The organism is Muricoccus roseus (assembly GCF_900141905.1).
Classification (GTDB): Bacteria; Pseudomonadota; Alphaproteobacteria; order Acetobacterales; family Acetobacteraceae; genus Roseomonas; species Roseomonas rosea.
Map to the genome: position 1 here is coordinate 92,943 of NZ_FQZF01000018.1, position 25,803 is coordinate 118,745.

Here is a 25,803-nt window from a genome sequence, read left to right on the forward strand (position 1 = left end):
TGCGCGTCCAATCCTATGGGGGTATTTCCCCGCCCCAAGGAGAGCGTTCGTCGCTCAACTGGACAGAGCACTAGACTACGGATCTGGGGGTTAGGGGTTCGAATCCTCTCGAGCGCTTCAAGCTCCCAGGCCTGGAATTCTTGCTCTGTTGTTCATTGAAGACTCAGGCGTGCGCCCGTAGCTCAGCTGGATAGAGCACCAGACTACGAATCTGGGGGTCAGGAGTTCGAATCTCTTCGGGCGCGCCAGTCTTTCAATGCTTCTTCCCGTGACATTTCGCGGTTGCCCAGCGCCTGACTGAGGGCTGCCGTGCGACCGTCTTCGCGTCTCCGGGCTTGGCCCGCGAGGCGTCGTCCTCGTTGGCTGCTTCGTTCCGCCACGCGGCGGCGGGCCGGCATTCCGCGTTCGCGGCCTATTCCAGCGGCTCCGCAGGACCCTTCCGGCTATTCCTCACGCCAGACCGGCCTCGAGGCTTGGGGCGCCCGCAGCCAGTAGCGCAGGTAGCGAAGGAACCGGCTCATATTGAGCGAGGCGAGGGACGGCATTCGGACACCGCATTGGAGGGGGTCTGTTCCACGCCGCGCAGCTTGCTCGCGTTTTCGTGATCACGCAATCGGAAAGGCGGGTGGCGTCTAGAAGACGTTCCGGCCGGCGAGCCCGGTTACCAGCGTCCGGAGCATGATCTTGACGTCCAGCCACAGCGACCAATGGGTCATGTAGTGCAGGTCCATCTCGATGCTGCGGCGGGCATTCTCGGCGGAGCGCAGGGCGTAGCTGCGCATGCCGTGGGCCTGGGCGTAGCCCGTGAGGCCCGGCTTGATCCGGTGGCGCTCGGCATATTGGGCGACGAGGTCGGAAAACCGCTCGTTCCCCACCAGCATGTTCGCGACATAGGGGCGGGGGCCGACGATGGACATCTCGCCCTTCAGCACGTTGAAGATCTGGGGCAGCTCGTCGATGCTCAGCCGCCGCAGCACAGCGCCGACGCGGGTGATCCGCGGATCGCGGCGGCCGGTGGTGCCGATCGTCGCGTCGTCGTTCGGGTCCACCTTCATCGTGCGGAACTTGTAGATGGCGAAGGGCTTCCGCCCGAAGCCCGGGCGCCACTGGCGGAACAGGATGGGCCCAGGCCCTTCCAGCCGGATGGCGATTGCGGCGAGCAGCATCAGCGGGCTGAGCAGCAGCAGCGCCAGAGAGGCGATCAGGTAGTCCTCGGCGACCTTCAGCACGCCCTGCGAGCCCTTGAAGGGCCGGTTCATCACCTGGAGCGTCGTCCGCCGGCCCATGGGCGTGATGCCCGTATAGCCTGGCGCCACCTCGGAGTTCTCGAAGGGGATGACGACGTCGGCCGCGATCCAGTTCACCGATTCCATGAGCCGGAAGATGTCCGGCGCGCGAGACCAGGGGAGGGCGAGGACGACGACGTCGATCGTCTCGGCCTGGGCGAAGGCGTTCAGCGCGTCGAGATCGCCCAGCACCGGTATGCCGGCGATCTGCGCCGCCGCCGGACCGTCCGATGCGTCCTGGAAGATGCCGAGGATGTCGTAGCCGCCATTGCCCGCATCCGAGAGGTCCATCACCAGCCGCTCGGCGACCTCGTTCGCGCCGATGATCACCACGCGGCGCCGGAGCAGCCGGCGCCTGTTGGCGAGCCCGATGAGCCAGCCCTGCGCCTGCCTTCCGGCAAGAAGAAGGACGAGCTGAAGGGCGTGCGAAAGGATCAGCCAGCCCGGCTGCTGGAGCGCGCCGGGAGCGAAGGCCACCAGCAGGATCAAGCTCACACCCCAGGCGGGAAGAAGCCCGCCGACGAGGTGCAGGACGGAGGTCACGGGGTCAGTGTAGTGCTCGACCCGGTAGGCCGAGACGCGGGTCATCATCTGGTGGAAGACCGCCGTCTCCAGCAGCACGAGCACCAGGTGCTGCAGGGGGGAAAGGCTGTTGGCGATGTCGGCGACGGGACGGGAGAGGGAGAGAGTGGCCGCCAACAGGATCAGGGCCATGTCGGACACCGCCACCAGGCGGTTGATCAGGCCCTGCGTCCAGCGGACGAAAGACAGGGTTTTCCCGTCGTCCTGGGGCTGCGAAGGGGCCACCGTCTCCTGCACTCCGTCTCGACCGGCCGCCGGCGGCCTCATTTATGAGAGGATAATATATAAATGATTGTTACCGGCTAGTTAGTCTCGCAGCTGCGGGATGGCGAGCGCCATACGGCGCTTTCGCGTGCACCGATGCGCGCGGCGTTCCCCTCTTCGGTACGGGGGCGGGACGGTGGCTACCAGTAGCAGCCACGCTCGATCTTCTGCGCGGCGGGGGGGGCCTCCTCGCCGCTGGGGCGCGTCCAGGCCGGGGTCATGGCGCTTTGGAAGAAGGGCTCATTGTCCCAGCGGCGGCCGCGTACGCCGAAGAGAACCTGGGTCGGGCCGCCCATATGGAAGCCGATTTTTCCCATGCGCTGCGCATGGGCGGCGAGGAGGATGGAAATGCCCCCGGCGCCCACCAGCAGCACGTCATAGGGTTCGGCCTCGACGGCTTCGGTCACCCGGGCCAGCCGTTCCTCCCAACTCGCCTCGGACGGCGTGGCGAGGCCGGGGGAGAGGGGCATGGCGACGGTGCGGAGCTGGAACTCGGGCAGAACGTCCCGCCCCGGCCAGATTTCGGCGCGCCTCTGGTACTGGCGCTCGATCGTGCGCGCGAAGGGCGAGACGACGGTGACGCGGCGGCCGGCCAGGTGGCGGGACCAGGGATCCGGAAAGTACCAGGGATCCAGCGCCTTGAGCGAGATGAGCCGGGCCTTCGTGGCATGGTGCAGCAGCACCTGCGGCTCGCCGGGATAGCCCATGACCCCCATGATATCGAGCTCGGCGGCGGCTTTGATCAGCGCCGTGCAGAAGCGGTCCAGCGAGGCGTCGTCGACCGGGAAGAGGCCGACATTCAGGAACATCTGGGCCCGGAGGCGCTTCGGATAGGGTTCGCCCTTCCGGCGGGGCCCGAGGAAGAATCCGGCCGCTTCCCCTTCGAGCCCGCCCACCTTGCCGACTCCGAGCGGACCGCCGCGGGCCATGGCGGCGGCAAGCTCCGTCTGCCCCGCCGCGTCGCCCCTGGCCATCCGGTTCGAGAAGAGCCAGCGGATCCGGGCATCCCGCACGCGCTGGCGGAGCCAGTCATAGGTCGGGTGGAACAGGTCCCAGAGCGCAGGCCGATCACGGACGAACTGGGCAATGGCACGGCGGGCTTCCATTCCGCACGCCTATCCCAGTATCAAAATATTGAACAGTCCTACTTGTACGAGGCAGTCATTCCGCGCTTCCTTCGGGCATGATCCTGGATGCGGAGACGCTCGAGCAGGGCGCGACTCTCGAGGCGGAACTCTGCATCCTGGGCGCGGGCGCTGCGGGAATCGCGCTCGCGATGCAGTTCCTGCGCGGCCCCGGGCGGGTGATCCTCGTCGAATCCGGGCGCGGGATGGCGGATGCGGCGAGCCAGGCCCTCTATGAGGGAGAGGTGGCGGACCCGGCGCTGCACTCCCCCATCCACACCTATCGCGCGCGGCGGTTCGGCGGTTCCACCACCCTGTGGGGCGGGCGGTGCATTCCGCTCGACCCCGTGGACTTCCGCGCCCGGCCCTGGATGCCGCATTCCGGCTGGCCCTTCGGCCCGGAGGAGCTGGCGCCCTGGTATCCGGCGGCGAATGCGCTTTGCGAGGCCGGTGCCTTCGACTACCGCGCGGACACCGCCGTGCCGGGCGGGATGCGGCCGATGATCGCGGGCTTCGCGCCGCGCGACTTCTCCGAGGACGGCATCGAGCGTTTCTCGACGCCCACGAATTTCGCCGCGCGCTATGCGCACCGGCTGGCGGCCAGTGAAAGCCTGCGGGTGCTGCTCGGCGCCAATTGCACGGCCATCGAGCCGGCGCCCGAAGGCGGGCGTGTCGCCGCGCTGCGAATCCGCACCCTCACGGGGAGGGATGCGACCATCCGCGCGGCGCGCGTCGTCCTGGCTACCGGAGGGCTGGAGACGCCGCGCCTGCTGCTGGCCTCGCGCGGGCCCGGGGCGGAGAACGGGATCGGCAACGGGCATGATCTCGTGGGCCGCTATTACATGTGCCACATCGCCGGCACCTCGGGGCGGCTGCGTGTGGCCCTGCCACCCGCCCTCGTGCATCCGGGCTATGAGGTGGCGGAGGATGGCACCTATATCCGCCGGCGGCTGCATCTCACCGAGGCCGCGCAGGCGCGCGAAGGGGTGGGCAATGCGGTGATGCGGCTGCACTTCCCGCGCATCCCCGACCCCCGCCATGGCAGCGGCGTGCTGTCCGGCCTCTATCTCGCGCGCCACCTGCTTCCCTATGAATACCGCAAGCGGCTGGAAGAGGCAGGGGCGGGCAACCCGCGGATGCTGCTGCGCCACCTGCGCAACCTCGCGGCCGATCCGTTCAGCGCGGTCGGCTTCGCATGGACCATGCTGCGGAAGCGCCGGCTGGCCGCGCGGAAGTTCCCCTCCGTCATCGTCCGCCCGCCCGGCAACGTCTTCTCCCTCGATTTCCACGGAGAGCAGGAGCCTAACCCGGAAAGTCGCGTGACACTCGGGGGGGGCTGCGACGCCCTGGGCATGCCGAAGCTGCACGTGGACTGGCGCTGGACCGAGCGCGACATCCGCACGGCGCAGGTGAGCTTCCGGCTGCTGGCGGAGGATCTCTCACGCTGGGGGCGCGGGTGGCTGGATTTCGACCCGGATGAGGTCGCGCGGGACATGCTGCGCGACGGCGCCTATGGCGGGCACCATATCGGCACGGCCCGGATGGGCACGACCCCCGCCACCGGCGTGGTGGACCCCGATGGCCGGGTGCATGGCATGGCGAATCTGTGGGTCGCCGGCAGCGCGGTCTTCCCCACCTCCGGCCAGGCGAACCCCACCCTCACGGTGGTGGCCCTGGCGCTCCGCCTCGCTGCCCAACTGAAGCAGGATATGGCGCGGCCCTTGAGCGTTGAGGGCTGAGTGGGGGCGGGTCCTACCGCCCTGCGGAGGTTTTGGAGGTTTGCAGGCGAGGGCTCCGCCCTCGACCCGCCAAGGGCCTGAGGCGCTTGGAACCCCGTCTGACTACCGTGGATGCCCCGGATCAGTGGGGTCTCGGGTTGCTGGGCGCTTGGTCTGCCTTTGCAGTCGACTAAGGTCTCAGACCTCAGGCGCGCGTCAGCCCCGCAATTCCAGCCTTGAAAAAGAAGATGAGGGTGAGGGGCCCGGGGAGAGGAAGAATTCCTTCTTCCTCTCCCCGGGACAAACCCACGAATCAGAACCGAGGCGCGCCGGTATTACCCTTCGCGCAGGAACCAGTGCGCGGCTTCCGAGATGGCTTGGGCGGGCGGAGTTCTGGCGAAGCCGAGCGCCGCATCCGCCCGGCGATGGTCCAGGGTGATGTCCTGGCGGAACAGGCGCAGCAGGGAAGGGGGGATGGGGTCGGGCGTGCGGAGGCGGGCTTTGCCGGCGCTGATCTCCATCACCTTCAGCGGGTAGGCGGCGAGCTTCTCGGCCTTCAGTTGCCAGCCGGGCAGGCGGCGCAGCGGGGTGGCTCCGGTGGCGAGGGCCAGGGCGAGGAAATAGGCGTTCCAGTCGCCGGGGGCGGGGTCCGACAGGTTCAGCGCCATGGCGCCCGCGGGGGCGCCGGGCAGGCGCAGCGCGGCCGTGGTGGCCGCCACGAGGTCGGCGGCCGAGGTGAGATTGCACACGCCGTCCCCGTCAGGCCCGAGGTCGCCGAGGCGGCCGGCGCGCAGCAGCCGTGCGGGGCGCGCGGTCCAGCCCTCGGAGCCCGGGCCGTGCACGCAGCCCGGGCGCAGCATGATCACGGGGCCGGGCAGGGCTGCCAGCAGCCGCTCGCTTTCGGCCTTGGCCTCTCCATAGGCCCCCTCGGGGGTCAGCGGCGCGTCCTCGCCGACAAGGCCGGTCGCGCTGCCATAGACGGCCATGCTGCTCAGATGGACGATGCGGCGGCGGCCGGCCGCCTTGGCCAGGGCGCGCGTCGCCGCGACCATGGCGGCCGGATCGGCGGCCACGCAGTTCACCACCGCGCCCACCCCGTCCAGTGCCCGGCTGAGGGAGCCCTCATCGGCGGCATCGACCTGCCGGAACTCGGTGCGTTCCGGTTGCTGGCCCAGTTGCTGGCCCAGTGGCTGGCCCAGTGGCTGGCCAGGTCGGCGCCGCATGCCGGCGATGACGCGCAGGCCTGCCGCGGACAGGCCTGCGGTCATGTGGCGGCCGATGAAGCCGCCGGCGCCGAGGATCAGGACTGGGCCTTGCATCGGCGGAGTTTCGCACCCTGCCCGCGGCCCCGCCAATGCCGGCGGGTGCCAGAAAGAGGCATTTCGCCCAAACCCGACGACATGTTATCAGGATTTGAGAAGGATTGGGGCCGGTCCCCGCTATGCCCGGGGGGCAAGGTCGGGTGATACAACTGGGGATGGTGATGAACCGGAGCGGGGCGCCGGCTGGCGGCCCTCCTGCCGGGCCGGGGAGATCGGGCCGTTGAGCCTTATCGCCAGCCCGCGCCGCGCCATGCCCGCCGTCCAGCGCCGCGCGCCGCTGCCGCGCGCGCCGATGCCGGAGCCCGGCTTCACCCTTGCCCCGCGCGACATCCTGACGACCATCTTCGTTCGCAAGACGCTGATTGCCCTGGCCTTTCTCGTTCCCTTCATCGGCGCACTGCTGGCCGCCCTGCTCATCCGCCCGCTTTGGCCGGCGGAGGGGCTGCTGCTCGTCCAGGTGAGCCGCGAAAGCGCCGGCGCGCCGGACCTGACCGGCACGGGGCCGATGGTGGTGAGCGTTGAGATGCCGAAGGTGGTGCAGTCGGAGCTGGAGATCCTCCTCTCCGATGTCGTGCTGCGCCGCGCGCTTTCCGAGGCGCCGCCCGGTTCCATCCTGCCCGAGCCGGAGGGCCGGCTGTTCGGCCTTCTGCCGCCGCGGGAGGAAAGCCTGCCGCAGCAGGCGCAGCGCCTGCGCCAGTCGCTGCTGGCCCTCACCTCCGCCACTTCGAACCTGATGCGCGTCACGGCTTCCCTGCCGACGCGCGAACAGTCGACGGCGGCGCTGCGGGCGGTGTTCGAGGCCTATACCGCGCATCGCCGGGAGATCTTCGCCCAGGGAGACGCGGCCGTCCTCTCTCTCGAGACGGACAAGATGGCGGCGGAGCTGCGGGCACTGGACGACGAGATCGCGCGGGTGCGGTCGGAAGCGCGGGTACTGGACCTGCCGCAGGACGTGCAGATCGCCAATGCGCGGCTGGACAACGTGACCGGCCGGATCGATGCCCTGCGGGAGCGCAAGGCGGCGACGGATGCGCAGCTTGAGGCGGCCCGGGCCCGGCTCGCGGCCTATCCGCAGCGGGTGGTGGCGGCCTCCGAGACCACCAACCTCGCACCCAATGACGACAGCCGGAACGAGCTGACCCGCCTGACGCTCGAGCGCCGCCGGATGGCCGCGCAATACACGCCGGACTGGCCGCCCCTGCGCGAGCTGGACCAGCGCATCGCCACCCTGCAGCAGAGCATCGCCGGCAACCGGAACAACCGCTTCGAAACGGTACGGGAGGTGCGCAACCCCGCCGTGGAGCAGCTCTCGCTGCGGATCGCGACGCTGGAGGTGGAGGCGGATGCCTCGGGCCGCCAGATGGCAGAGCTGGACAGCCAGCGCGCCGAGGCCCAGGCGCGGGCGGAAGCCCTGTTGCGGTCCGAGGCCCAGCTGCGTGACCTCGGGCGCCGCCGGGACGCGATGGAGGCCTCCTTCCGGCAGCTCGCCAACCGGGAGACCGGGGCGCGCATCGCCGAAGATGCGCGGCGGTCCCGTTCCCCATCCGTCACCGTCGCGCAGAGCCCGGTGGCGGCGGCGCGGCCGCGGGACCTGCGGATGGCCTTCGTCGTCGGCGGCGTGCTGGGCGGGATGATCGCGGCCGGGGCCGCGGCCGTGCTACTCACCCTTTTCCGCCGCAGCTTCGCCACCTCCGACGAGGCGTCGCGTGGGCTCGGCCTGCCCGGCCTCGCCTCCATCCCGCCCGATGTGAAGCTGATCGGCGGCGCGGCGACGCCGCAGGTGACGGATCTCGCGGCGATGCTGCTGGATGCGCGGGCGAGCGGGGAGCGACTCTCCGTCATCCAGTTCGTCGCGACCGATGCGGAGGACGGGCGCAGCGCGATCGCGCTCACCGTCGCGGCGGAGATGGCGCGTTCGCGCGGGCTGCGCACCCTGCTGGTGGATCTGGAGACGGATGGGCGCGCCTATCTCGCCGCGATGGGCTCCCACCCCGTGCACGAGCCGCAGGACCCCGAGAACCTGCTGGCCTTCAACACCGCCATTCCCCATCTCTGGGTGGCGTATGGCGCGCGCCAGAGCATCCTCGGCGACCCACATGCCGGCATCGAGCGTACGGTCGCGCTGCTAGAGCGGCTGCGGCGCGACCTGGATGTGGTGGTCGTCGTCGCGCCGACCGATGCGGAGGATTATGCCATGCGCCGCCTGACCGCGCTGGTGGATGCCAATGTGCTCGCTCTGCGCGCCCAGCGCACGGACAAGGGGACGATCCGGGCGGCGCGGGACGCGGTGCTCTCGGCCGGTGGCCGGCTCGTGGGTTTCGTGATGAGCGGCGAGCGGCCCCTGGTGCCTCGCCGCCTGGCCCGGATGGTCGGCTGATGCGCGCTACGCTTTCCCTCCTCCTCCTGCTGGCGGCCTGCGCGCCGGGCACCGACAATTTCGGCACCACCCAGTCCATCCGGGTGGAGGAGCGCATGCCGGAGGGCTTCGCCGCCTGGACGGATGCGCCGGCCCCGTATCGCTTCGGCCCGGGCGACCGGGTGAAGATTCAGTTCCTCCTCACCCCCGAGGTGAACGAGACGGCGCTGGTGGCCCCGGACGGCACCATCTCGCTCCGCGTCGCCGGGCGGGTGGAGGCGGCGGGGCGCAGCACGGCGGAGCTGGAACGCAGCGTGGCCGAAGCTTCCCGCCGGAGCCTAACCAACCCCATCGTGACGGCCGGGCTGGACGAGGCCGGTTCCTCGGTCGCCTATGTCGGCGGTTCGGTGCGTAAGGCGGGTGCCTATCCGCTTACGGGCCGCCGAGGCGTGGCGGAGGTGGTGGCGCTGGCGGGCGGGCTGGAGGAAGCGGCGCGGATGGACCAGGTGGTGCTCATCCGCCGTTCCCCGGACAACCGGCCGATGCTGCGCACGGTGAACCTGCAGGCCTTCATCTCCGGCAGCGATCCCGGCGGCGACGTGCCGCTGGTGGCGGGCGACATCGTCTATGTGCCGCGTTCGCGCATCGCGGAAGTGGGGCTCTGGGTCGACCAGGCGATCAACCGGATCATCCCCTTCTCCCGCTCCTTCTCCTACGCCATCAACAAGAACACGCCGGGCAACCTGTTCTGACCATGCGGGAGATCAGCCTGCTCGGCCGCGCGCCCGTCGCGCCGCTGGACCTCGCGGCCGCCGCCCGGGCGATCGCGGCGCGCGACCCCGGACTGCCCTTCGCCTATGTCGTCACCATCAATGCGCAGATCCTGCTGCTGGCCGAGGACCCCGCGACCGGCCTTCGCGCCGCGCATGAGGAGGCCTGGCTGCGGCTGAACGACAGCGGCATCCTCGCGCGGCTGCATCGCTGGGCGCTGGACGAGGCGGTGCCGATGGCGGCGGGGAGCGATCTCTGCGTGGCGCTGCTGAACGGCGTCATCCGGCCGGAGGACCCGATCACCATCATCGGCGGCGGGCCGCGCATCGCCGAGGCGCTGCGGGCCCGCTTCGGGCTGCGCCACATCGCCCAGCACGAGCCCCCGATGGGCTATATCGACCGGCCGGAGGCGCGCGAGGCGGCGATCCGCTTCATCGAGGACCACCCGGCCCGCATCACCTTCGTCGCCACCGGTGCCCCGCGTTCCGAGCGGCTGATGCAGGCGGTGGCGCGGCGGGGGAAGGCCAGCGGCATCGGCATCGCGGTGGGAAGCGGGTTGCTCTTCGCCGCGGACCTCACGCCGCGCGCGCCGGCCTGGATGCGGCGCTACGGGCTGGAATGGCTGCACCGCGCCTTCACCGAGCCGCAGCGCCTCGGCCGTCGCTATGCCGCGGACATGCTGCCGTTGCTGCGCCTCGCCATCGCGGCGCGGCGCGCCCGGGGGGCGGGGCGGTCCTGATCGGGCGCCTGCGGGCGGTTGGCCCGCGCACCCTCCTCGCCTTCGCGGATCAGGGGCTGGCCGCGCTCCTCTCCCTCGGCGTCACGCTGTGGCTGATCCGGCGCGGCACGGCGGGGCAGCTCGGCGCCTATGTCTTCTGGATCAATGTCGCGCTGGTGGTGGGCACCATCGTCTCCGCCTTCACCTCCGTCCATCTCTACCGCCTCCCGCCCGCGCCCTCGGCCGGGCGGCGCCAGGCGGAGCGTGCGATCCTGTCGGGCAATCTCGTGCTCACTGGGCTGGCGGGCTTGCTCGCCGCGGCTTTCATGCCGCTGCTCGGGGCGAGCTTCGCGGCCTGGGGGGCGGTTCCGCTGGTGGTGGGCAGCGTGGCGGGGCTGCATGCGCGCACCCTGGCCTCCTCCCATGGCGACATGGCGCGGACGGCCGTCATCCCCGCCGCGTCCCTCGCGGTCGTGGGCACCGCGCTGGGGGTGGAGGCCGCGCTGGGAGAGCTGCCTTCGGTCTCGCTGCTGCTGGCACTGAACGGGCTGGGGCAGGGGGCCGCGGCGGTGCTGGTAATCCGGCGCCTTTCCGGGCCCCGGCCCGCCGATTTCGGCGGCGCCGCCCGGCGGCGTTGGCGCGTGCTCGCGCGGCGCTCGGGCTGGTCGCTGGTCGCCGGTGCCGCGAACGAGGCCTTCACGCGGCTGGCCATCTTCACCGTCGCCGCCTGGTTCGGCGCGGCCGCGCTGGCGGGGCTGGTCGCCGGGCAGACGGTGCTGCGCCCCGCCACGCTCCTTGCCGGTGCCTTCAGCGCCGCCTCCCGCCGGCCCCTCGCAGCCCGGCGCCACGCCGGCGATGTGCGCGGCTTCTGGCGCCTTCTCCTGCTCGGCGGCGGGGTGCCGGCCCTGGCCACGCTCGGCCTCGGGCTCGCCGCCGCGCTGCTCTGGCCCTGGATTTCGGCCTGGCTCTATGCCGGGCGTTATGCGGGGCTGGAGTCGGAGGTGCTGCTCTGGACGGCGGTCTTCGTCATCAGCTCCTTCTGGGTCGCGGGCCTCGTGGCGCTGCAGGCCCTCGGGCGCCTGCGGGACCTGGCCCTGGCGGAACTCGGCGGCGCGCTGGTCTGCGGGGCCGCGATGGCGCCGCTGCTCCAGAGCTTGGGGCCGCAGGGCGCGCTGGTCGCCATGATCCTCGGCGGGGTGGTGCAGGTGAGCCTGCTGGCGCGTGGCGTGCGCCGCGGGTTGCGGGCGCTGGGCGGGGGCGCGGTGGCGCCATGATCCGCGGCGGCCCGCGCGGCACCGGGTGGCGTGGTGCGGGCCGGGGCCCGAACGACAGGGCCGTGTGATCGGAGGAGGGGAGAGTGCCTCTCGGCGCGCTCGTCTCGGGGCCGGGGTAGGCGAGGGCTCCGCCCTCCACCCGCCAAGGGCCTGAGGCCCTTGGAACCCCATCGGACTGCCGTGGATACCCTGATCGAAGGGGTCTTTGGCTGGGGCGCTAATTCCTGGCTTTGCAGTCGCCTCGGGTCGTGGACCCGAGGCGCACCGTCAGCCGAGTGATTCGAAACTTGAAGAAAAAGATGATGGTGAGCGGTCCGGGGAGAGGAAGAATTCCTTCTTCCTCTCCCCGGACAGACCGAACAGATCAGAACAAGCGCATCAGGGCGCACCGACGGCCGCTCGCGCGGCGGGGATCCGGCCCGATGCCCAGGCTGGGGTCTCGGCGCGGCTGGCATCGACCTGTCCCGGCCAGCCCGGCTGGCTCTCGGCCATTCCGGCCTCGTCGCGCAAGCGCAGCCACCAGGCTATCGCGGCCACCGTCACCACCGGGCCGGGTGCGTACATAACGGAGTAGACGACGGAGCAGAGGATTTCGAACAGCACGTAGTCGCCGAGGGCGGCGCGAAAGGCGCTGCGGTGGCGGAGGGCGCGGGCGGCGGTGAGGGCGCGGAGGTGCAGCGCGATGATCATCGCCGTGCCGATCAGACCGTACTCCATGATGACGCCGAGCCATCCGATGTCCGTCAACCAGAAATCCGCATTGCCGAAGAAGTCGGCCATGGTGAGGTCGGAGAAGGAGGAGGTGGAGCCGCTGCCGAGGATGAGCTTGACGGGGTCGGAGATCAGCCAGTCCCAGGCGATGGTGCTGGAGCGCAGGCGGATGAAGAGCGAGGCGTCGAAGATCTTGCCGAGGATGGCGGGAAGGTCCGGCGCGATGACCACCGTCCCGGCGACGGCCGGTAGCGCGGCCAGGGCACCCAGGCCCCAGCGCCAGTTGCGGGGGAGGGGCGTGGCGAGGATCATCAGCAGCACGAGGATGCTGACGCCGGTGGGCAGGCGGGCGCGGTAGATGCTGCCCATGGCGACGACGCAGGCGATGGCCAGGAGGAGCTGCCAGATCCGCCATTCCCGCACGAAGCGCCGGCCCAGCCAGAACATGGTCAGCACGCCGAGCATCATGGGCATGCGGATGTAGGAGCCGCGGCCTTCGTCCCAGGAGAACATGGTCAGGCCGGGCTGGTAGCGCTCGGCGGGAACCGTGACCCAGAGCAGCAGCATGATGGCATAGGTGGCCGCGCCGGCGAGAAGGGCGCCGCGCTTCACGGCCGCTTCCGAGGGGCGGAGCAGCCAGAGCAGGGCGGCGAAGGAGAAGTAGAAGGTGAGGGGCCAGGCCTTGATGGAGGAGAGCAGCGCGTCCACCAGCCCATTGGGCAGGTAGATCATCGAGAGCAGCACGGGCACGACGAGGGAGTAGGCGACGGCCGCGAGGTAGAGCGCGCCGTCCGGCAGGCGCAGCGTGGTCACGCCCAGCAGGACCAGCGGCGCGAGCAGCACCGGCCAGAGCTTGGAGAGGTAGTAGAGCGGCCCTGTCTCGTTCTTGTAGTGGTAGAGCTGGAAGAACATGGGCATCAGCAGGAACCAGACCCATGTGCGCGACAGCAGGCCCTCCCGCCGGGGCGCGGCGGGGCTGCTTGCCGTGCCCGGCGCTGCCGGCGGGTCTGGTGTGAGGAGGAGGCCCTGCATGCCGCGCTTCGATTGCCGCTGCCGCGACACTTGTCCAGCCCGGCGACGGGGGCAAGCGCGCTCGTGAGGGGGAAGGCACGCCTCGGCCGGCGTGGGTTGCTGGCGGCTGGCCTTTGCCCGGTGCTGGCGAGAGCGGATGAACTTGGGCTGGCCACCCTGGCCCAGGCGCGGGGAATTGTCTTCGGCACCACCCTGACACGCGGCCAGGTGGAGGAATCCGGCGAGATGCGCCGGATCGCCGCCGCGGATGCTGCGATGATCGTGCCGGGGCTGGAGCTGAAATGGGCGGGGCACCGGCCTTCGCCGGAGGGCTTCGACTTTCAGGACGCGGATTTCATGCTGCGCTTCGCCGAGGAGCGGGGCCAGGCGGTGCGTGGCCATGCGCTCGTCTGGCACGAGGCTCTGCCACCCTGGTTCGCCCGCGCGCCACGCGATGCGGCGGGGATGCGCGCTCTGCTCGAGCGGCACATCCGCACGGTGGCGGGCCGCTATGCCGGGCGGATGCAGTCCTGGGACGTGGTGAACGAGCCGGTGGAGCCCTGGGACCGCCGCGCGGACGGGCTGCGCGACACGCCTTTCCTCCGGGCGCTTGGGCCCGGCTATATCGACCTGGCCTTTCACCTGGCGCGCGAGGCGGATCCGGCGGCGCGGCTGGTGCTGAACGAGTATGGGCTGGAGCTGGCCACGCCGGAGCAGGAGGCACGCCGGGTCGCCGTGCTGGCCCTGCTGCGCGGCATGGTGCGGCGCGGCGTGCCGGTGCAGGCCCTGGGCATTCAGGCGCATCTCGGCGCGGCGGCGCGGGGCTTCGAGCCCTCGGTCCTGCGGGATTTCATCCGGGCCGTGGCGGGGTTGGGGCTGGAGGTTTATGTCACCGAGCTGGACGTGACCGATCGCGGGCTGCCACCCGATGTCGCAGCGCGGGATGCGGCGGTTGCCCGCAGCTACCGGGCCTTTCTCGACGCGGCGCTCGCCGAGCCCGCCCTACGGCTCGTGACCCTCTGGGGCATTAGCGACCGGTACACATGGATGAACGATAGCCGCTTCGCACGGCGGGAGGACGGGCTGCCCGTGCGCGCCCATCCCTATGATGATTCCTTCGGGCGCAAGCCCGCCTGGTACGCCATCGCCGAGGCCTTCCGCGCGGCCCCGATGCGCTGAGCGAGGCGTCCCGCCTTCCGCGCGACGTGATCGGTGCCCCGGGCGGAAGCGGCGCTAACCCATGGACGCCGCTCCGTCCCGTGGTCCAGGCTGGTGCCAAAGCCAAAGTCTGGAGGAAACGATGCTTCACCGGCGCTCTCTAATGGGCGGCCTCGGCGCCGCGGCCCTGCCGGCCCTGGCCGGCCCGGCTTCGGCCCAGGAGGCCTATCCCTCCCGCCCCGTCACCATGCTCGTCGGCTTCGCCCCCGGCGGCGGCACGGATATCGTGGTGCGCATGCTTTCGCCCCGGCTGCAGGAGGAGCTGGGCCAGCCGGTCACCGTGGAGAACCGGCCGGGTGCCAGCGGCACGCTCGCCGCGGCCGCCGCCGCGCGCTCCAGGCCCGACGGGTACACCCTCCTCACCGGGACCGTCAGCACGCAATGCACCGTGGCACCGCTGATGCGGCCGCCGCCCTATGACCAGCTCCGCGACTTCACGCCGATCATGCTGGTGGGCACCCTACCGCTGGTGATGGTGGTGCGGGCGGACAGCCCGGCACGGGACGTGGCGAGCCTCAAGGCCCTCGCCCAGGAGAAGCCGGACGGCCTGAACTACGGCACCTCCGGCGTCGGGAGCCAGCAGCATCTCGCGAGCGAGCTGCTCTCGCGGCGGGGGGGCATGCGGATGACCCACATCCCCTATCGCGGCACGGGCCAGTCTGTGAACGCGCTGATGGCGGGCGATGTGGACGTGAACATCGACACGCTGGCGACCTATCTCCCGCATATCCGGGCCGGGCGCATGCGGGCCCTGGCCACCACCCTGCCGCAGCGCGCGACGGCGCTTCCGGATGTCCCCACGGTCGCCGAACAGGGCTATCCCGGCTACGACATGTCGGTCTGGTACATGGTTCTCGGCCCTGCAGGCCTGCCCACTGAGGTGGTCCGGCGATGGGAAACGGCGCTGGGCCGGGTGATCGCGGACCGCTCCATCAACGCCCGGCTGGTGGAGGCCGGTTATATCCCGGGCGGCGGCTCGGCCGCCGAGGCCGCGGCCCTGGTCCGGCGCGATGCCGAGCGGCTGGGGCATGTGGTGCGGGAGGCGGGGGTCAGGCTGGAATAGAACAAAGAGGCGCAGGAGGCTGGCCTGTACGCTACGGTGGCGCGTAGCGGCCGGTCAGCTGCGCGTTTGGGTTGTTCCGGAGCGGGGTTCGGCCAAGTATAATCAGAAGTTCGAGAGGTGCCCGATATATCCGGGTGCTGCCGTTCCCCTCGCCGGAGTGATCGTATGGTCGGGTTGCTGGATGTGGCTGGGGCGGCACGCCGGGCTGTGGGCAGCCTGTGCAGCCTCGTGCTGGCCTGCTCCCTGGGCATTGTGGGGGGCGGTCTTTCTCCCGCTGTGGCCCAGGCGCCCACGCCCGCCTCCCCCGCGAATTCGGCCCCGATGCGCCTTCAGGTGGTCGGGGGGCTGGCGGGCGTCAGCCAGTACACGCGGCTGGAGCAGCCCTTCTGGACGCGTCGTCTTCCCGAGGTGACCGGCGGCCGGCTGACGGCGGATATCTCGCCCTTCGACCGCAGCGGCATCCGTGGCCAGGAGGCGCTGCGCCTTCTCCGCCTCGGGGTCACCCCGTTCAGCACCGCGCTGCTCGGCCTCGTGGCCGCGGAGGAGCCGGAGCTCTCCGCCCTCGAGCTGCCGGGCGTCTCCCCGGACATGGCGACGCTGCGGCGGGTGGTGGCGACGAACCGCCCCTGGCTGGAGACCATGCTGCGCGAGCGGCATGAGACGGAGCTCCTGGCCGTCTATGTCTATCCCGCCCAGGTCTTCTTCTGCGCGAGACCCTTCCAGAGCTTGCTGGACCTGCGAGGACGGCGCATCCGCACCTCCGCCGCGGCGCAGTCGGAATGGGTTTCGGCGATCGGGGCCGTGCCGGTGGTCATCCCCTTTGCCGATATCGTCCCCTCCCTCCGTGCCGGAGTGGTGGAATGCGCCATCACGGGAACGCTTTCCGGCTGGCAGATCGGGCTGAACGAGGTGACGAGCCATGTCCATGCCATGGCTCTGACCTGGGGCGTCTCGCTCTTCGGGGCGAACCGCGCGGCCTGGGCCGCCCTGCCGGAGGATCTGCGTGAGGTGCTCCGGCGGGAGCTGGCCGAGCTGGAGCAGCGCATCTGGGACGCCTCGGATGCAGAGACCGGGCTGGGCCTGGCCTGCAACACCGGCCAGCCCGACTGCCCGGCCGAGCAGATGATCGGCCCCACCGGGACGCGCGCCCGGGGCAGGATGACGCTGGTGCGCGTGACGCACGAGGATGACGCGCTGCGCCGCCGGCTGGTCCGCGAGGTGATCCTGCCGCGCTGGGCGGATCGCTGCGGGCCCAACTGTGCCGAGGACTGGAACGAGCGGTCCGGCGAGCAGCTCGGCGTCGCCGTGCCGGTGGGCCGCTAGCCATGCCGACGGGCCGTTTCCGCTTCGGGCAGCAGCGCTTCGCCGGCCTTTGGATCCTCCTGGCCACGCTGGCGCTGCTCGCCGTGCAGGCGGGGGTGGCGCAGATGATCGTGCGGCAGGGCCGGACGACAGCGACGGCCAATGCACAGCAGGCCGTGAACGAAGCGGCCGAGAGTGCCGCCGCCTCCATGAACCGCAGCTTCCTGGCGGTGGACAGCGCCCTGGCCGGGCTTCCGAACCTGCTCGCGCCCGCGCTGGCCAGCCTCGGCCCTGGCACGCCGCCGGCCGAGCGCTCGGCGGCGCTCTCGCGCATGCTCATGGGGCTGAGTGACAGCAGCCTCGGCTTTCGTGACCTTATCCTGCTGCCCATGGAGGGCGGCACGCCCATCGCGGCCGCGGTGGCCGGTTCGCGCCGGCGGCCGCCGCCCGTGCTGCATAGCGCGTTGCTGGCGCCTGCGCATGGCGCGACGGGCGCCCGGGGCGGGGTGGCGATCGCCGCGCCGGTGCCCAATCCCGCGACCGGCGAATGGGCCCTCTTCGTCGCTCGCCCCGTGACCCTGGCCGGACTGCCGCCCGTGCTGGCGGTGGCGGAGGTGCCGGTGCCCGTCGTCGCCGCCGGCCTGACCGGCTTCGGCGCGCGGGCCGATGCCGAGGGAAGGCGGGTTCTGCTGATCCGCAGCGAGGACCGGGTGCTGCTGGCCAGCGCTCCGCATGACGAGGCCCGGATCGGCCGGCCCGTGGCGCGGCCGCTCGCGGAAGGGGTAGAGCCCGGGCGGATCACCGCGTTGCGCCGCACCCTCTATCCGTCCTTGCATGTAGTCACCCTGCAGGACAGCGGGCCGGCCCTGGCGGACTGGCAGGAGAACGAGGAGCGCATCCTCTATGCGACGGGCGGCCTCGCCCTGCTCACCCTCGCGATCGCGGCGCTCCTGCTCGCGATGCTGCGGCAGCGCGACCTTGCCGAGACGGAGCGGGCGCGGGGGCGGCAGCTCCTGGAATCCTCCATCGCGGCGATGTCGGACGGCTTCGTGATGTGGGACGAGGAGGACCGGCTGATCGTCTGCAACGACCGGTACCGGGACTTCTACAAGGCCAGCGCCCCCGCCATCAAACCCGGCGCCACCCTGACCGAGATCATGCGCTACGGCGCCGAGCACGGGCAGTATCCGCAGGCCGGAGCCGACAAGGAAGGCTTCGTGGCCGAGGCGATGGCGCATTACCGGCATCCCTGGAACACCGCGCCCGTCGAGCGGCTGCTGCCGGACGGGCGCTGGATCCTTGTGACCGAGCGGCGCGTGCCGGGTGGCGGATCGGTCGGAATCCGCACGGACATCACCCAGCAGAAGCGTGCCGCGGCCGATCTGGCCGAGGCGCGCGACCAGGCCGCGGCGGCAGGGGCCGCCAAGTCCCGCTTCCTGGCCCGGATGAGCCACGAGTTGCGCACGCCGCTGAACGGGGTGCTCGGCATGGCGCAGGCCCTGGCGAGCGACCCCAGCCTGACGGCGGAGCAGCGTGGCCGTGCCGTCATGCTGGAGGCCGCCGGCCGGCATCTCCTCGACGTGGCGAATGACGTGCTGGACCTGGCCCATGTGGAAGCCGGGCGCATGCCGCTACGGCGGGAGCCGACGGCGCTGCTGCCGCTGCTGGATTCCTGCGCGGATCTCGTCCGCCCGGCGGCGGTGGCGCGCGACATCGCCGTGAACACGTCGCATGACCCCGCCCTGCCGCCGGGGCTGCTGCTGGACGCCATGCGGCTGCGGCAGCTCGCGCTCAACCTTCTCTCCAACGCCGTGAAGTTCACCCCGCCGGGCGGGCGGGTGATGCTGAAGAGCCTTTTGCTTCCGGACCCCGGCGGCGACCGGCTGCGGCTGGAGGTGCTGGACACCGGGCCGGGCATTCCGCTGGACCAGCGCGGCAACGTGTTCCGGGATTTCGTGCGGCTGGAGCCATCCGGCCCCGACCTTCCCGTGGTGGACGGCTTCGGCCTCGGCCTGGCTATCTCGACCGGTATCGTGGAGGCGATGGGCGGGCGGATCGGGGTGGACGACAACCCCGATGCGCAGGCCGAGGGCGGCACCGGCGCGCGCTTCTGGGTCGAGCTGCCGATGGAGCCCGCGGCGTTGCCGGCGCCGTCCGCGCCCGCCCCGGCCGCCGCCGAGAGGCGGGAGGTTCGCCTCAAGGTGCTGGTGGTGGACGACGTGCCGACGAACCGGCTCGTCGCGCGGGCGCTGCTGGAACGGGCGGGGCATCACGCGGAGCTGGCGGCCGGCGGTGCCGAGGCGGTGGAGGTTGTGGCGGCCGCCGCACGGGCCGGCGAGCCCTTCGACCTCGTTCTGATGGACCTGGCGATGCCGGGAATGGACGGGTTGGAGGCGACGCGTCGCCTGCGTGCCCTGCCGGAGGAGCAGGCACGCAACGTGCCCGTGGTGGCGCTGACCGCCGGCGTCTTCGACAGCGACAACACGGTTTGCCGAGAAGCCGGCATGACGGGCTACCTGCCCAAGCCCGTGACGCGGGAGGCGCTGGCGGCCGAGCTGGCGAAGATCGTCCCCGCTTCAGCGGCGGCCCCGGCGGGAGGGTAGGGCGGGGCGGCTCGCGCCGCCTGCGCCGCTCCGCCGGCCCCTCAGAAGCCCTCGGCCGCGACCTCCTCCGCCCGCCGCCAGACGCGGAGGAAGTTGCCGGCCCAGAGCAGGCCGAGCGCCTCGCGGTCATAGCCGCGGCGGTGCAGCGCCTCGGTCAGGCCGCCGCTCTCGCCGGCATGCATCCAGCCCGTCACGCCGCCGCCGCCGTCGAAGTCGGAGGAGAGGCCGACATGGGCGAGGCCGATGCGGCGCACCGCATGATCCACATGGTCGGCGATGTCGTCCACGCTCGCGTGATAGCGGCCATCCGGGCCCGGATCTCGCAGGAAGGCAGGGACCGCCGTGATCTGCACCAGCCCGTCGGAGTCGCGCAGGGCGTCCAGCTGCTCGTCGTCCAGGTTGCGCGGGTGCACCCGCAGTGCGGCGCAGCAGGCATGGGTGGCGACGATCGGCGCGCGCGAGGCGTCCACGGCCTGCATCATCGAGGCCTTCGACGCGTGGGAGACGTCCACCAGCATCCCCAGCCGGTTCATCTCCTCGATGGCCTGGCGGCCGAGGGGGGAGAGGCCGCCATGCAGGCTGGCCGGTTCCGGCCGGCCGGCGCGGGGGCGGGCGGCATCGGCCAGGTCGTTGTGCCCGTCATGGGTGAGGGTGAGATAGATCGCGCCCAGGCCGCGCCAGAGGGCGAGGCGGGAGAGATCGTGCCCCATGGCGTTGCCGTTCTCCACCGCCATGAGCACGGAGGTGGCACCCGCGGCATGGGCAGCCTCCAGCTCGGCCACACGGGTCACCAGGCGGCGGCCCTCGCCATGCACCGTGTCCCGGATGTGGCGCAGCATGGCCTCGGCGCGGGCGCCAGCCTCGGAATGGTCCTGTGGCGTGCGTGGGCCCTGGGGGGTGTAGGCGATGAAGACGACCGCCTTCAGCCCGCCCGCCTTCATCCGCGTGAAGTCGACGCAGCGCTGGGTCACCCCCCGCGGGTCCACCATCTCCGGCCAGGGGATGTCGACATGGGTGTCGAGCGTTAGGGTCTCGGCGTGGATTTCGGCGTGCATGGTCTTACTTCGTGCGGGCTTCGGCGATGCGGGCGATCATCTGGGGCAGGGCCTCCGGGTGCAGCCAGCGGAAGACGGCGACGATCCGGGTGGAGGGCTCGACCCAGATGGTGTTGCCGCCCGCGCCTACGGCGAAGAGGCTGGCCGGGTCGGCCTTGGGGTAGCGGCCGCTGCGGTTGAGCCACCAGAGCAGGCCGTAATCGGGGTGCAGCGCCACCGGCTCGCCCGAGGCCGCGACCCAGCCCTCGGGCAGGATGCGGCGGCCGTCCCAGACGCCGTCGTTGAGCATCAGCAGGCCGAGCCGGGCCTGGTCCTCGGCATGGGTGACGATGCCACCGCCCCAATGACCGCCGCCGGGGACGGAGACGACCGGCTCGCCCTTCACGTCCACGGTGGAGGTGCGGTAGCCCTCCCAGCGCCAGTCGTCCGAGGCGCCGATCGGGTCCATCACCCGCGCGCGCCACACCTCGGGCAGGGCCTGGCCGAAAGTACGGAGCAGGGCGAGGGACAGGACGTTCACGCGGACGTCGTTATACTCCCAGTGCTGCCCGGGGGCGGCCAGCGGCCGGGCCCAGCCCTTCGGCTTGCCGGTGCCCTCGCTGGCGAGGTCGCGGCCGCGGTCGATCTGGTCGGCCTTGCCGAAGAGGGTGCCCTCCCACTCGCTGGTCTGCTGCAGGAGCATCCGCCAGGTGATGGCGCCGTTGCGCGGGCCGTCGAAGGCGGGGTCGTCCACGCTGGCGGAGACGGGGGCGTCGAGGTCGGGGATGAGGCCATCCCCATGGGCGATGCCGGCCAGGATGGAGAGGCAGGACTTGGCGACCGAGAAGGTCATGTCCGCCTGCCGGGTGTTGCCCCAGCGGGCCGCGACCACGCCGTCCCGCAGGATCAGGCCGTTCGGGGCGCCCCGGCTGGCCACGGGGCCCAGCACCTCATTGTCCGGCGCGGGCTCGAAATGCCCGCCCTCGAGATGGGCGAGGAGGTCGCGCGGGAAGGGGGTTTCGCGGGACTCGGCGAAGGCGGCGGCCTCGGCCAGCTTCGCGGGGTCGAAGCCCAGCGCCTCGGGCGCGGCTTGAGGGAAGGGGGCGGGGGAGGGGGCAGGGAAGCTCATCGCGGCGCAAGGTGGACCCGCGCGCGCGGCAGGGCAAAGGGGGCGGGCAAAGGGGGGGCGAAGTTGGGGCGGAAACCGGGCGCCTGCCTTGGTGTTCCGCTCCGGAATCACCACATTCCGGCCATGACCCAATCCCCCCAGAACCCCGGTTCCGGATCTCAGGTCGCCCTGCTGGGCGGCGGCTGCTTCTGGTGCCTCGATGCGGTGTACCGCAACCTCGAAGGCGTTTCCGAGGTGGTCTCCGGCTATGCCGGCGGCCATGTCGCCAACCCGTCCTACGAGCAGGTCTGCGGCAAGGCCACCGGCCATGCCGAGGTGGTGCGCGTGGTCTTCGACCCCGCGGTCATCTCCTATGCCGACATTCTCCGCGTGTTCTTCACCATCCACGACCCGACCACCAAGGACCGCCAGGGCGCGGATGTCGGGCCGCAATACCGGAGCGTGATCTTCTTCGCGGATGCCGAGCAGGAGGCGGTCGCGAAGGAGGTGATCGCGGAGGTGGAGCGCGAGGGCCTCTATTCCGGGCGCGTGGTGACGGAGCTGGCGCCCGCGCCGCAGTTCTGGTCCGCCGAGCCGGAGCATCAGGACTATTTCAACCGCAATCCCTGGTCCGGCTATTGCCGCGCCGTGGTGGCGCCGAAGGTGGCCAAGTTCCGCAAGGGCTTCGCCCATCGGCTGAAGGAGCGTGCGGCATGAGCAGCCCCAAGGAGAGCGAGGGCTACACCGTCCAGCGCAGCGACGAGGAGTGGCGGGACAGCCTCTCCTCCGACGCCTATCGCGTGCTGCGCCACCATGGCACGGAGCGTGCCGGGACGAGCCCGCTGAACGTGGAGAAGCGGGACGGCGTGTTCCACTGCGCCGGCTGCCAGTCGCCGCTCTTCACCAGCGACACGAAGTACGAGAGCGGCTCGGGCTGGCCCTCCTTCTGGAAGCCGATCGAGGGCGCGGTGCGGACCACGACAGACCGCTCCCATTTCATGACCCGGACGGAGGTGCAATGCGCCACCTGCGGCGGGCATTTCGGCCATGTCTTTCCCGACGGTCCCCGCCCGACGGGGCTGCGCTACTGCATGAACGGTGTGGCGCTGGACTTCCACCCGCTGGACGAGGACGGGCCGGCGGTGGAGTGACCATCCGGAGCGGGCGCGCCATGCTAAGGATCAAAGCGCCGCTCACCGCGACTCCGTAAGATCGCGGCCTCATCACTGGACGCCCACCGGAGCCTCCCGCCCATGCGCCGCCTCGCCCTCGCGCTCCCCCTTCTCGCGGCCGGCCTGTTTCCGGCTGCCGCGCGGGCGGATGTGGTCTTCGTCATCAACTCGCTGGATCCGGGAATCCAGGTGGTGGATGCGGCGACGCGGGCGGAGCTGCGGCAGATTCCCGTCCTGCGGGAGCCGCATCACCTGACCCTCTCCCCCGCCCGGGACGTGCTGCTGGTGGGCGATTCGGGCGGGAACGAGATCCTCTTCCTCGATCCCACCACGGGCGAGCTGCGCAAGCGGGAGCGGATCGCCAATCCCTACAACCTGGAGTTCAGCCCGGACGGGAAGATGTTGGTCGTCACCGGCCTGCGCCGGGACCAGGTGGATATCTATGGCTGGGACGGGCCGAGCATGGGGCTGACCCTGGCCGCGCGGCTGAAGCCCGGCGACATGCCGAGCCACATCGCGTACCGGCCCGACAGCAAGGTGGTCTACGTCACGCTCCAGGGCAGCCGGGCCATCGCCGCGATCGACCTGGAGAAGCGGGAGATCGCCTGGAGCCTTCAGGTCGGGCGCGAGCCGGCCGGGATCATCTGGCACAACGGCAAGCTGCTGATCGGCATCATGGGCGCGGACCATGTGGCGGTGGTGGATCCCGAGGCGCGGAAGGTGGAGCGGACGATCCGGGTCGGGCGCGGGGCGCATGCGCTGTTTCCCTCCCCCGGTGGCGGGCCGATCTATGTGACCAGCCGCGTGGACAGCCGCATCACGGCGCTGGACCCCCTCAGCCTGGAGGTGATGCGGACCTACGAGGTGCCGGGCGGGCCGGACTGCATCTCCTTCGACGAGCACGGGCGGCTCTGGACCACGCTGCGCTGGAACCGGCAGCTCGGCATGCTGGACCCGGAGACGGGGGAGGTGACCACCTCGCCGGTCGGGCGTTCGCCGCATGGCATCTTCTTCCGCAACCAGGGCCTCGTGCAGGCGCGCAACGAGACGCCGGCCGCGCCGGTGGCGCGCTGAGCCCATGGCGGGCTGGCGTGGCGCCCTGCGGCGGGTGGTGCTGGGGGCGCTTGCGGCCCTGGTCGCCCTGCCGGCCGCGGCGCAGGGCTGCCGCGGCACGCTCTACCTGACGATCGACACGGGCTGGTCGCGCGAGGCGGAGGAGATCGCCGCCATCCTGCGGCGGCGCAATGTCCGCGCCACCCTTTTCGTGGCGGATGAGCCGAGCTTCCGGGGCGACCGGACGCTTTCCTCCGGCTGGGCGGAGTTCTGGCGCGCCCGGGCGGCGGAGGGGCATGTCTTCGCCAGCCATACCTGGCGGCACTGGTATTTCGCCGGGGATGCCGGGCCGGGGCGTGTCCGCTACGCCTCCCGCCGCTCCGGCGAGGGCTCGGAACTGCTGGACGGGGCGGCGCTCTGCGCGGAGCTGGAGCGGCCGGTGCAGGCGCTGCGGGCGATGGTGCCGGAGGCGAAGGTGCTGCCGCTCTGGCGCGCCCCGGGCGGGCGCACGACGCCCGGCGCGGTCGCCATGGCGCGGCAGTGCGGGCTGGCCCATCAGGGCTGGACGGCCCATGGCTTCCTCGGCGACGAGCTGGATTCCGGCGCGCATCCGAACCGGGCCCTGCTGGCGCGGAACCTGGACGCCATCCGGGACGGCGAGGTGCTGGTGATGCATTGGGGCGTGCGCAGCCGGCGCGAGCCCTTCGCCGGAATCCTGGAGCCGCTGATCGCCGGACTGCAGGAGCGTGGCTTCTGCTTCGATACGCTGCCCGCGGAGGGGAAGCGCTGATGTTCGATTCCATCGTCCGTCTCTATGACGGCTTCACCAGCTGGCTGTTCCAGACCGCGGTCCAGCCCGCCCTCTATGCGGCGGGCATGATGGAATGGGCCGACGACGCCTTTTCCTGGATGGACTTCTTCGTCTTCGGCCTCGTGCAGGTGGTGGTGGTCTATGCCATCTGCCGGCCGTTGGAGGCGTGGCGGCCGGTGGAGCGCTGGGAGGACCGGCGCGTGGTCTGGACCGATGTGGCCTACACGCTGCTCGCACGACTCGGCGTGCTGCCGCTGATGGCCTTCGTCATCCTGGCCGGCGTGCAGGCGCAGATAGCGGGCTGGATCGCCGATGCGGGCTATGTGGCGCCGACGCTGGAGACGCTGATCCCGGCGCTGGAGACGCGGCCGCTGCTCGCCTTCGCGCTCTACATCGTCATCCTCGATTTGGGCGAGTACTGGCGGCACCGGTTGCAGCACACCATTCCCTGGTGGTGGGCGCTGCATTCGATCCACCACGCCCAGGAGAAGATGACCTTCTGGACCGATGACCGGAATCACGTGATCGACGACATGATCGCGGCGCTCTGGTTCGGCGGGCTGGCGCTGCTCATCGGCGTGCCGCCGGGGCAGTTCCCGCTGATCGTCATCATCCTCCGTGTCGCTGAAAGCCTTTCCCACGCGAATGTCCGGCTCTCCTTCGGCAAGCTCGGGGAGCGGCTGCTGGTCTCCCCGCGCTTCCACCGCCTGCATCACGGCGTGCTCTCGGCGGGGGAGGAGGGGCGCAACTACGCCGTGCTCTTTCCGGTCTGGGACATGATCTTCCGCACGGGCGATTTCCGGCGCGACGTGTTCCCGCGCACGGGCGATCCGGAAGCCTCCGCCGCGCTGGTGACGGGCGGCTGGTGGCGGCAGCAGGTCGAGGGAACGCGGCGCTTCCTGACGGCGCTGCGGGGCCGCCCGGCGCGTTAAGCCGGGTGCCCCGCCGCCGGGGGAAGGCGGCGGGGTCTGGCCGTGGAAGGGGCCGGCGCGCCGGGGGTGGCGCGCCTGGGGGGCCTGGCCCCTCTGGGTGCTCCACGGCGCAGGGGTTTCGCCATGGGATCCACCGGGGGGAATCTAGGCGCCGGGGGTGTGCGCGCCCATGACGCCTTGCCTATGGCTGGGATCGACGGCGGGCAGCGCGTGTCCCAGGGGCGGAAGGGCATTTCGCTCCTGCGGAATGATGGAACGCTTGCGTATTTACCGTCGCCCCGCCGTGGCGATAAGGAAGGTGGAGATCCTCTGCGCCTGCGGGGGGTGAGCCAGGGGGTTGCATGCGCGTCGCGATGATCGGGGCCGGCTA

The 25,803-nt window shown here is 71.3% G+C and carries 19 protein-coding genes and 2 tRNA genes; 15 read left to right on the forward strand and 6 right to left on the reverse strand.

Features of this window, described 5'->3' with window-relative positions; all coding sequences use genetic code 11:
- The first annotated feature begins 43 nt into the window (after window positions 1-43).
- Window positions 44-117, forward strand: a tRNA-Arg gene (locus BUB97_RS15835).
- A gap of 54 nt (window positions 118-171) precedes the next feature.
- A tRNA-Arg gene (locus BUB97_RS15840) sits at window positions 172-248 on the forward strand.
- A 384-nt stretch (window positions 249-632) separates the two neighbouring features.
- Here the strand turns inward: BUB97_RS15840 and BUB97_RS15845 are convergent.
- Both BUB97_RS15845 and BUB97_RS15850 read right to left on the reverse strand, forming a co-directional pair.
- On the reverse strand, window positions 633-2,093 hold the full coding sequence (locus BUB97_RS15845; RefSeq protein ID WP_245818324.1) for an exopolysaccharide biosynthesis polyprenyl glycosylphosphotransferase: 1,461 nt from the start codon (window positions 2,091-2,093) through the stop codon (window positions 633-635).
- Window positions 2,094-2,272: 179 nt separating this feature from the next.
- A complete protein-coding gene (locus BUB97_RS15850) occupies window positions 2,273-3,238 on the reverse strand; it encodes a hypothetical protein (protein WP_073136442.1) in 966 nt (321 codons plus the stop codon).
- A 77-nt stretch (window positions 3,239-3,315) separates the two neighbouring features.
- Here BUB97_RS15850 and BUB97_RS15855 point away from each other — a divergent pair, with 77 nt between their 5' ends.
- Window positions 3,316-4,995 (forward strand): GMC oxidoreductase, encoded by a 1,680-nt coding sequence (locus tag BUB97_RS15855; RefSeq protein WP_073136443.1) that lies wholly within the window; start codon window positions 3,316-3,318, stop codon window positions 4,993-4,995.
- A gap of 314 nt (window positions 4,996-5,309) precedes the next feature.
- Here BUB97_RS15855 and BUB97_RS15860 read toward each other — a convergent pair whose 3' ends face one another.
- A complete protein-coding gene (locus BUB97_RS15860; protein WP_073136445.1) occupies window positions 5,310-6,293 on the reverse strand; it encodes an NAD-dependent epimerase/dehydratase family protein in 984 nt (327 codons plus the stop codon).
- 223 nt (window positions 6,294-6,516) lie between these two features.
- Between BUB97_RS15860 and BUB97_RS15865 the strand changes: the two genes are divergently transcribed.
- Genes BUB97_RS15865 through BUB97_RS15875 form a run of 3 tightly spaced genes read left to right on the forward strand, consistent with a single transcriptional unit; the run spans window position 6,517 to window position 10,162 of the window.
- Window positions 6,517-8,673 (forward strand): GumC family protein, encoded by a 2,157-nt coding sequence (locus tag BUB97_RS15865; protein ID WP_073136447.1) that lies wholly within the window; start codon window positions 6,517-6,519, stop codon window positions 8,671-8,673.
- Complete coding sequence (locus BUB97_RS15870; RefSeq protein ID WP_073136449.1) at window positions 8,673-9,404, forward strand: polysaccharide biosynthesis/export family protein; 732 nt, start codon at window positions 8,673-8,675, stop codon at window positions 9,402-9,404. Before BUB97_RS15865 ends, BUB97_RS15870 begins: the two co-directional genes overlap by 1 nt.
- A 2-nt stretch (window positions 9,405-9,406) precedes the next feature.
- Window positions 9,407-10,162 carry a WecB/TagA/CpsF family glycosyltransferase gene (locus BUB97_RS15875; RefSeq protein WP_073136451.1) on the forward strand — a complete coding sequence of 252 codons (756 nt, stop codon included), beginning with the start codon at window positions 9,407-9,409 and terminating at the stop codon, window positions 10,160-10,162.
- Between the two features lie 1,631 nt (window positions 10,163-11,793).
- Here the strand turns inward: BUB97_RS15875 and BUB97_RS26255 are convergent.
- Window positions 11,794-13,158, reverse strand: coding sequence for a hypothetical protein (locus BUB97_RS26255; protein ID WP_073136453.1), 1,365 nt, complete (start codon window positions 13,156-13,158; stop codon window positions 11,794-11,796).
- Window positions 13,159-13,221: 63 nt separating this feature from the next.
- On the opposite strand from BUB97_RS26255, the gene BUB97_RS26260 reads away from it, so the two are divergent.
- From BUB97_RS26260 to BUB97_RS15900, 4 genes are all read left to right on the forward strand, one after another.
- Entirely contained in the window at window positions 13,222-14,316 is a 1,095-nt protein-coding gene (locus BUB97_RS26260) for an endo-1,4-beta-xylanase (protein ID WP_073136456.1), read from the forward strand.
- A gap of 121 nt (window positions 14,317-14,437) precedes the next feature.
- Window positions 14,438-15,418 (forward strand): Bug family tripartite tricarboxylate transporter substrate binding protein, encoded by a 981-nt coding sequence (locus BUB97_RS15890; RefSeq protein WP_073136458.1) that lies wholly within the window; start codon window positions 14,438-14,440, stop codon window positions 15,416-15,418.
- Window positions 15,419-15,583: 165 nt separating this feature from the next.
- Window positions 15,584-16,741, forward strand: a complete 1,158-nt coding sequence (locus BUB97_RS15895) for a TRAP transporter substrate-binding protein (RefSeq protein ID WP_086062243.1) — start codon at window positions 15,584-15,586, stop codon at window positions 16,739-16,741.
- A 2-nt stretch (window positions 16,742-16,743) separates the two neighbouring features.
- Window positions 16,744-19,323: a hybrid sensor histidine kinase/response regulator gene (locus tag BUB97_RS15900; RefSeq protein ID WP_073136460.1), complete on the forward strand. Its 2,580-nt coding sequence runs from the start codon at window positions 16,744-16,746 to the stop codon at window positions 19,321-19,323.
- Between the two features lie 41 nt (window positions 19,324-19,364).
- Here BUB97_RS15900 and BUB97_RS15905 read toward each other — a convergent pair whose 3' ends face one another.
- Window positions 19,365-20,378, reverse strand: coding sequence for a dipeptidase (locus tag BUB97_RS15905; RefSeq protein ID WP_073136462.1), 1,014 nt, complete (start codon window positions 20,376-20,378; stop codon window positions 19,365-19,367).
- A gap of 4 nt (window positions 20,379-20,382) precedes the next feature.
- Window positions 20,383-21,486, reverse strand: coding sequence for a serine hydrolase domain-containing protein (locus BUB97_RS15910; protein WP_073136464.1), 1,104 nt, complete (start codon window positions 21,484-21,486; stop codon window positions 20,383-20,385).
- Window positions 21,487-21,609: 123 nt separating this feature from the next.
- On the opposite strand from BUB97_RS15910, the gene msrA reads away from it, so the two are divergent.
- From msrA to BUB97_RS15935, 5 genes are all read left to right on the forward strand, one after another.
- The gene (gene msrA / locus BUB97_RS15915) at window positions 21,610-22,182 is read left to right on the forward strand and encodes a peptide-methionine (S)-S-oxide reductase MsrA (protein WP_073136466.1); all 573 of its coding nucleotides are present in this window, start codon (window positions 21,610-21,612) and stop codon (window positions 22,180-22,182) included.
- Window positions 22,179-22,616 carry a peptide-methionine (R)-S-oxide reductase MsrB gene (gene msrB, locus BUB97_RS15920; RefSeq protein WP_073136469.1) on the forward strand — a complete coding sequence of 146 codons (438 nt, stop codon included), beginning with the start codon at window positions 22,179-22,181 and terminating at the stop codon, window positions 22,614-22,616. The genes msrA and msrB overlap by 4 nt, the downstream gene beginning before the upstream one ends.
- A gap of 102 nt (window positions 22,617-22,718) precedes the next feature.
- Window positions 22,719-23,711 carry a YncE family protein gene (locus BUB97_RS15925; protein ID WP_073136471.1) on the forward strand — a complete coding sequence of 331 codons (993 nt, stop codon included), beginning with the start codon at window positions 22,719-22,721 and terminating at the stop codon, window positions 23,709-23,711.
- A 4-nt stretch (window positions 23,712-23,715) separates the two neighbouring features.
- Window positions 23,716-24,480 (forward strand): polysaccharide deacetylase family protein, encoded by a 765-nt coding sequence (locus BUB97_RS15930; RefSeq protein WP_073136473.1) that lies wholly within the window; start codon window positions 23,716-23,718, stop codon window positions 24,478-24,480.
- The gene (locus BUB97_RS15935; RefSeq protein ID WP_073136475.1) at window positions 24,480-25,433 is read left to right on the forward strand and encodes a sterol desaturase family protein; all 954 of its coding nucleotides are present in this window, start codon (window positions 24,480-24,482) and stop codon (window positions 25,431-25,433) included. The genes BUB97_RS15930 and BUB97_RS15935 overlap by 1 nt, the downstream gene beginning before the upstream one ends.
- Window positions 25,434-25,803: the final 370 nt, after the last annotated feature.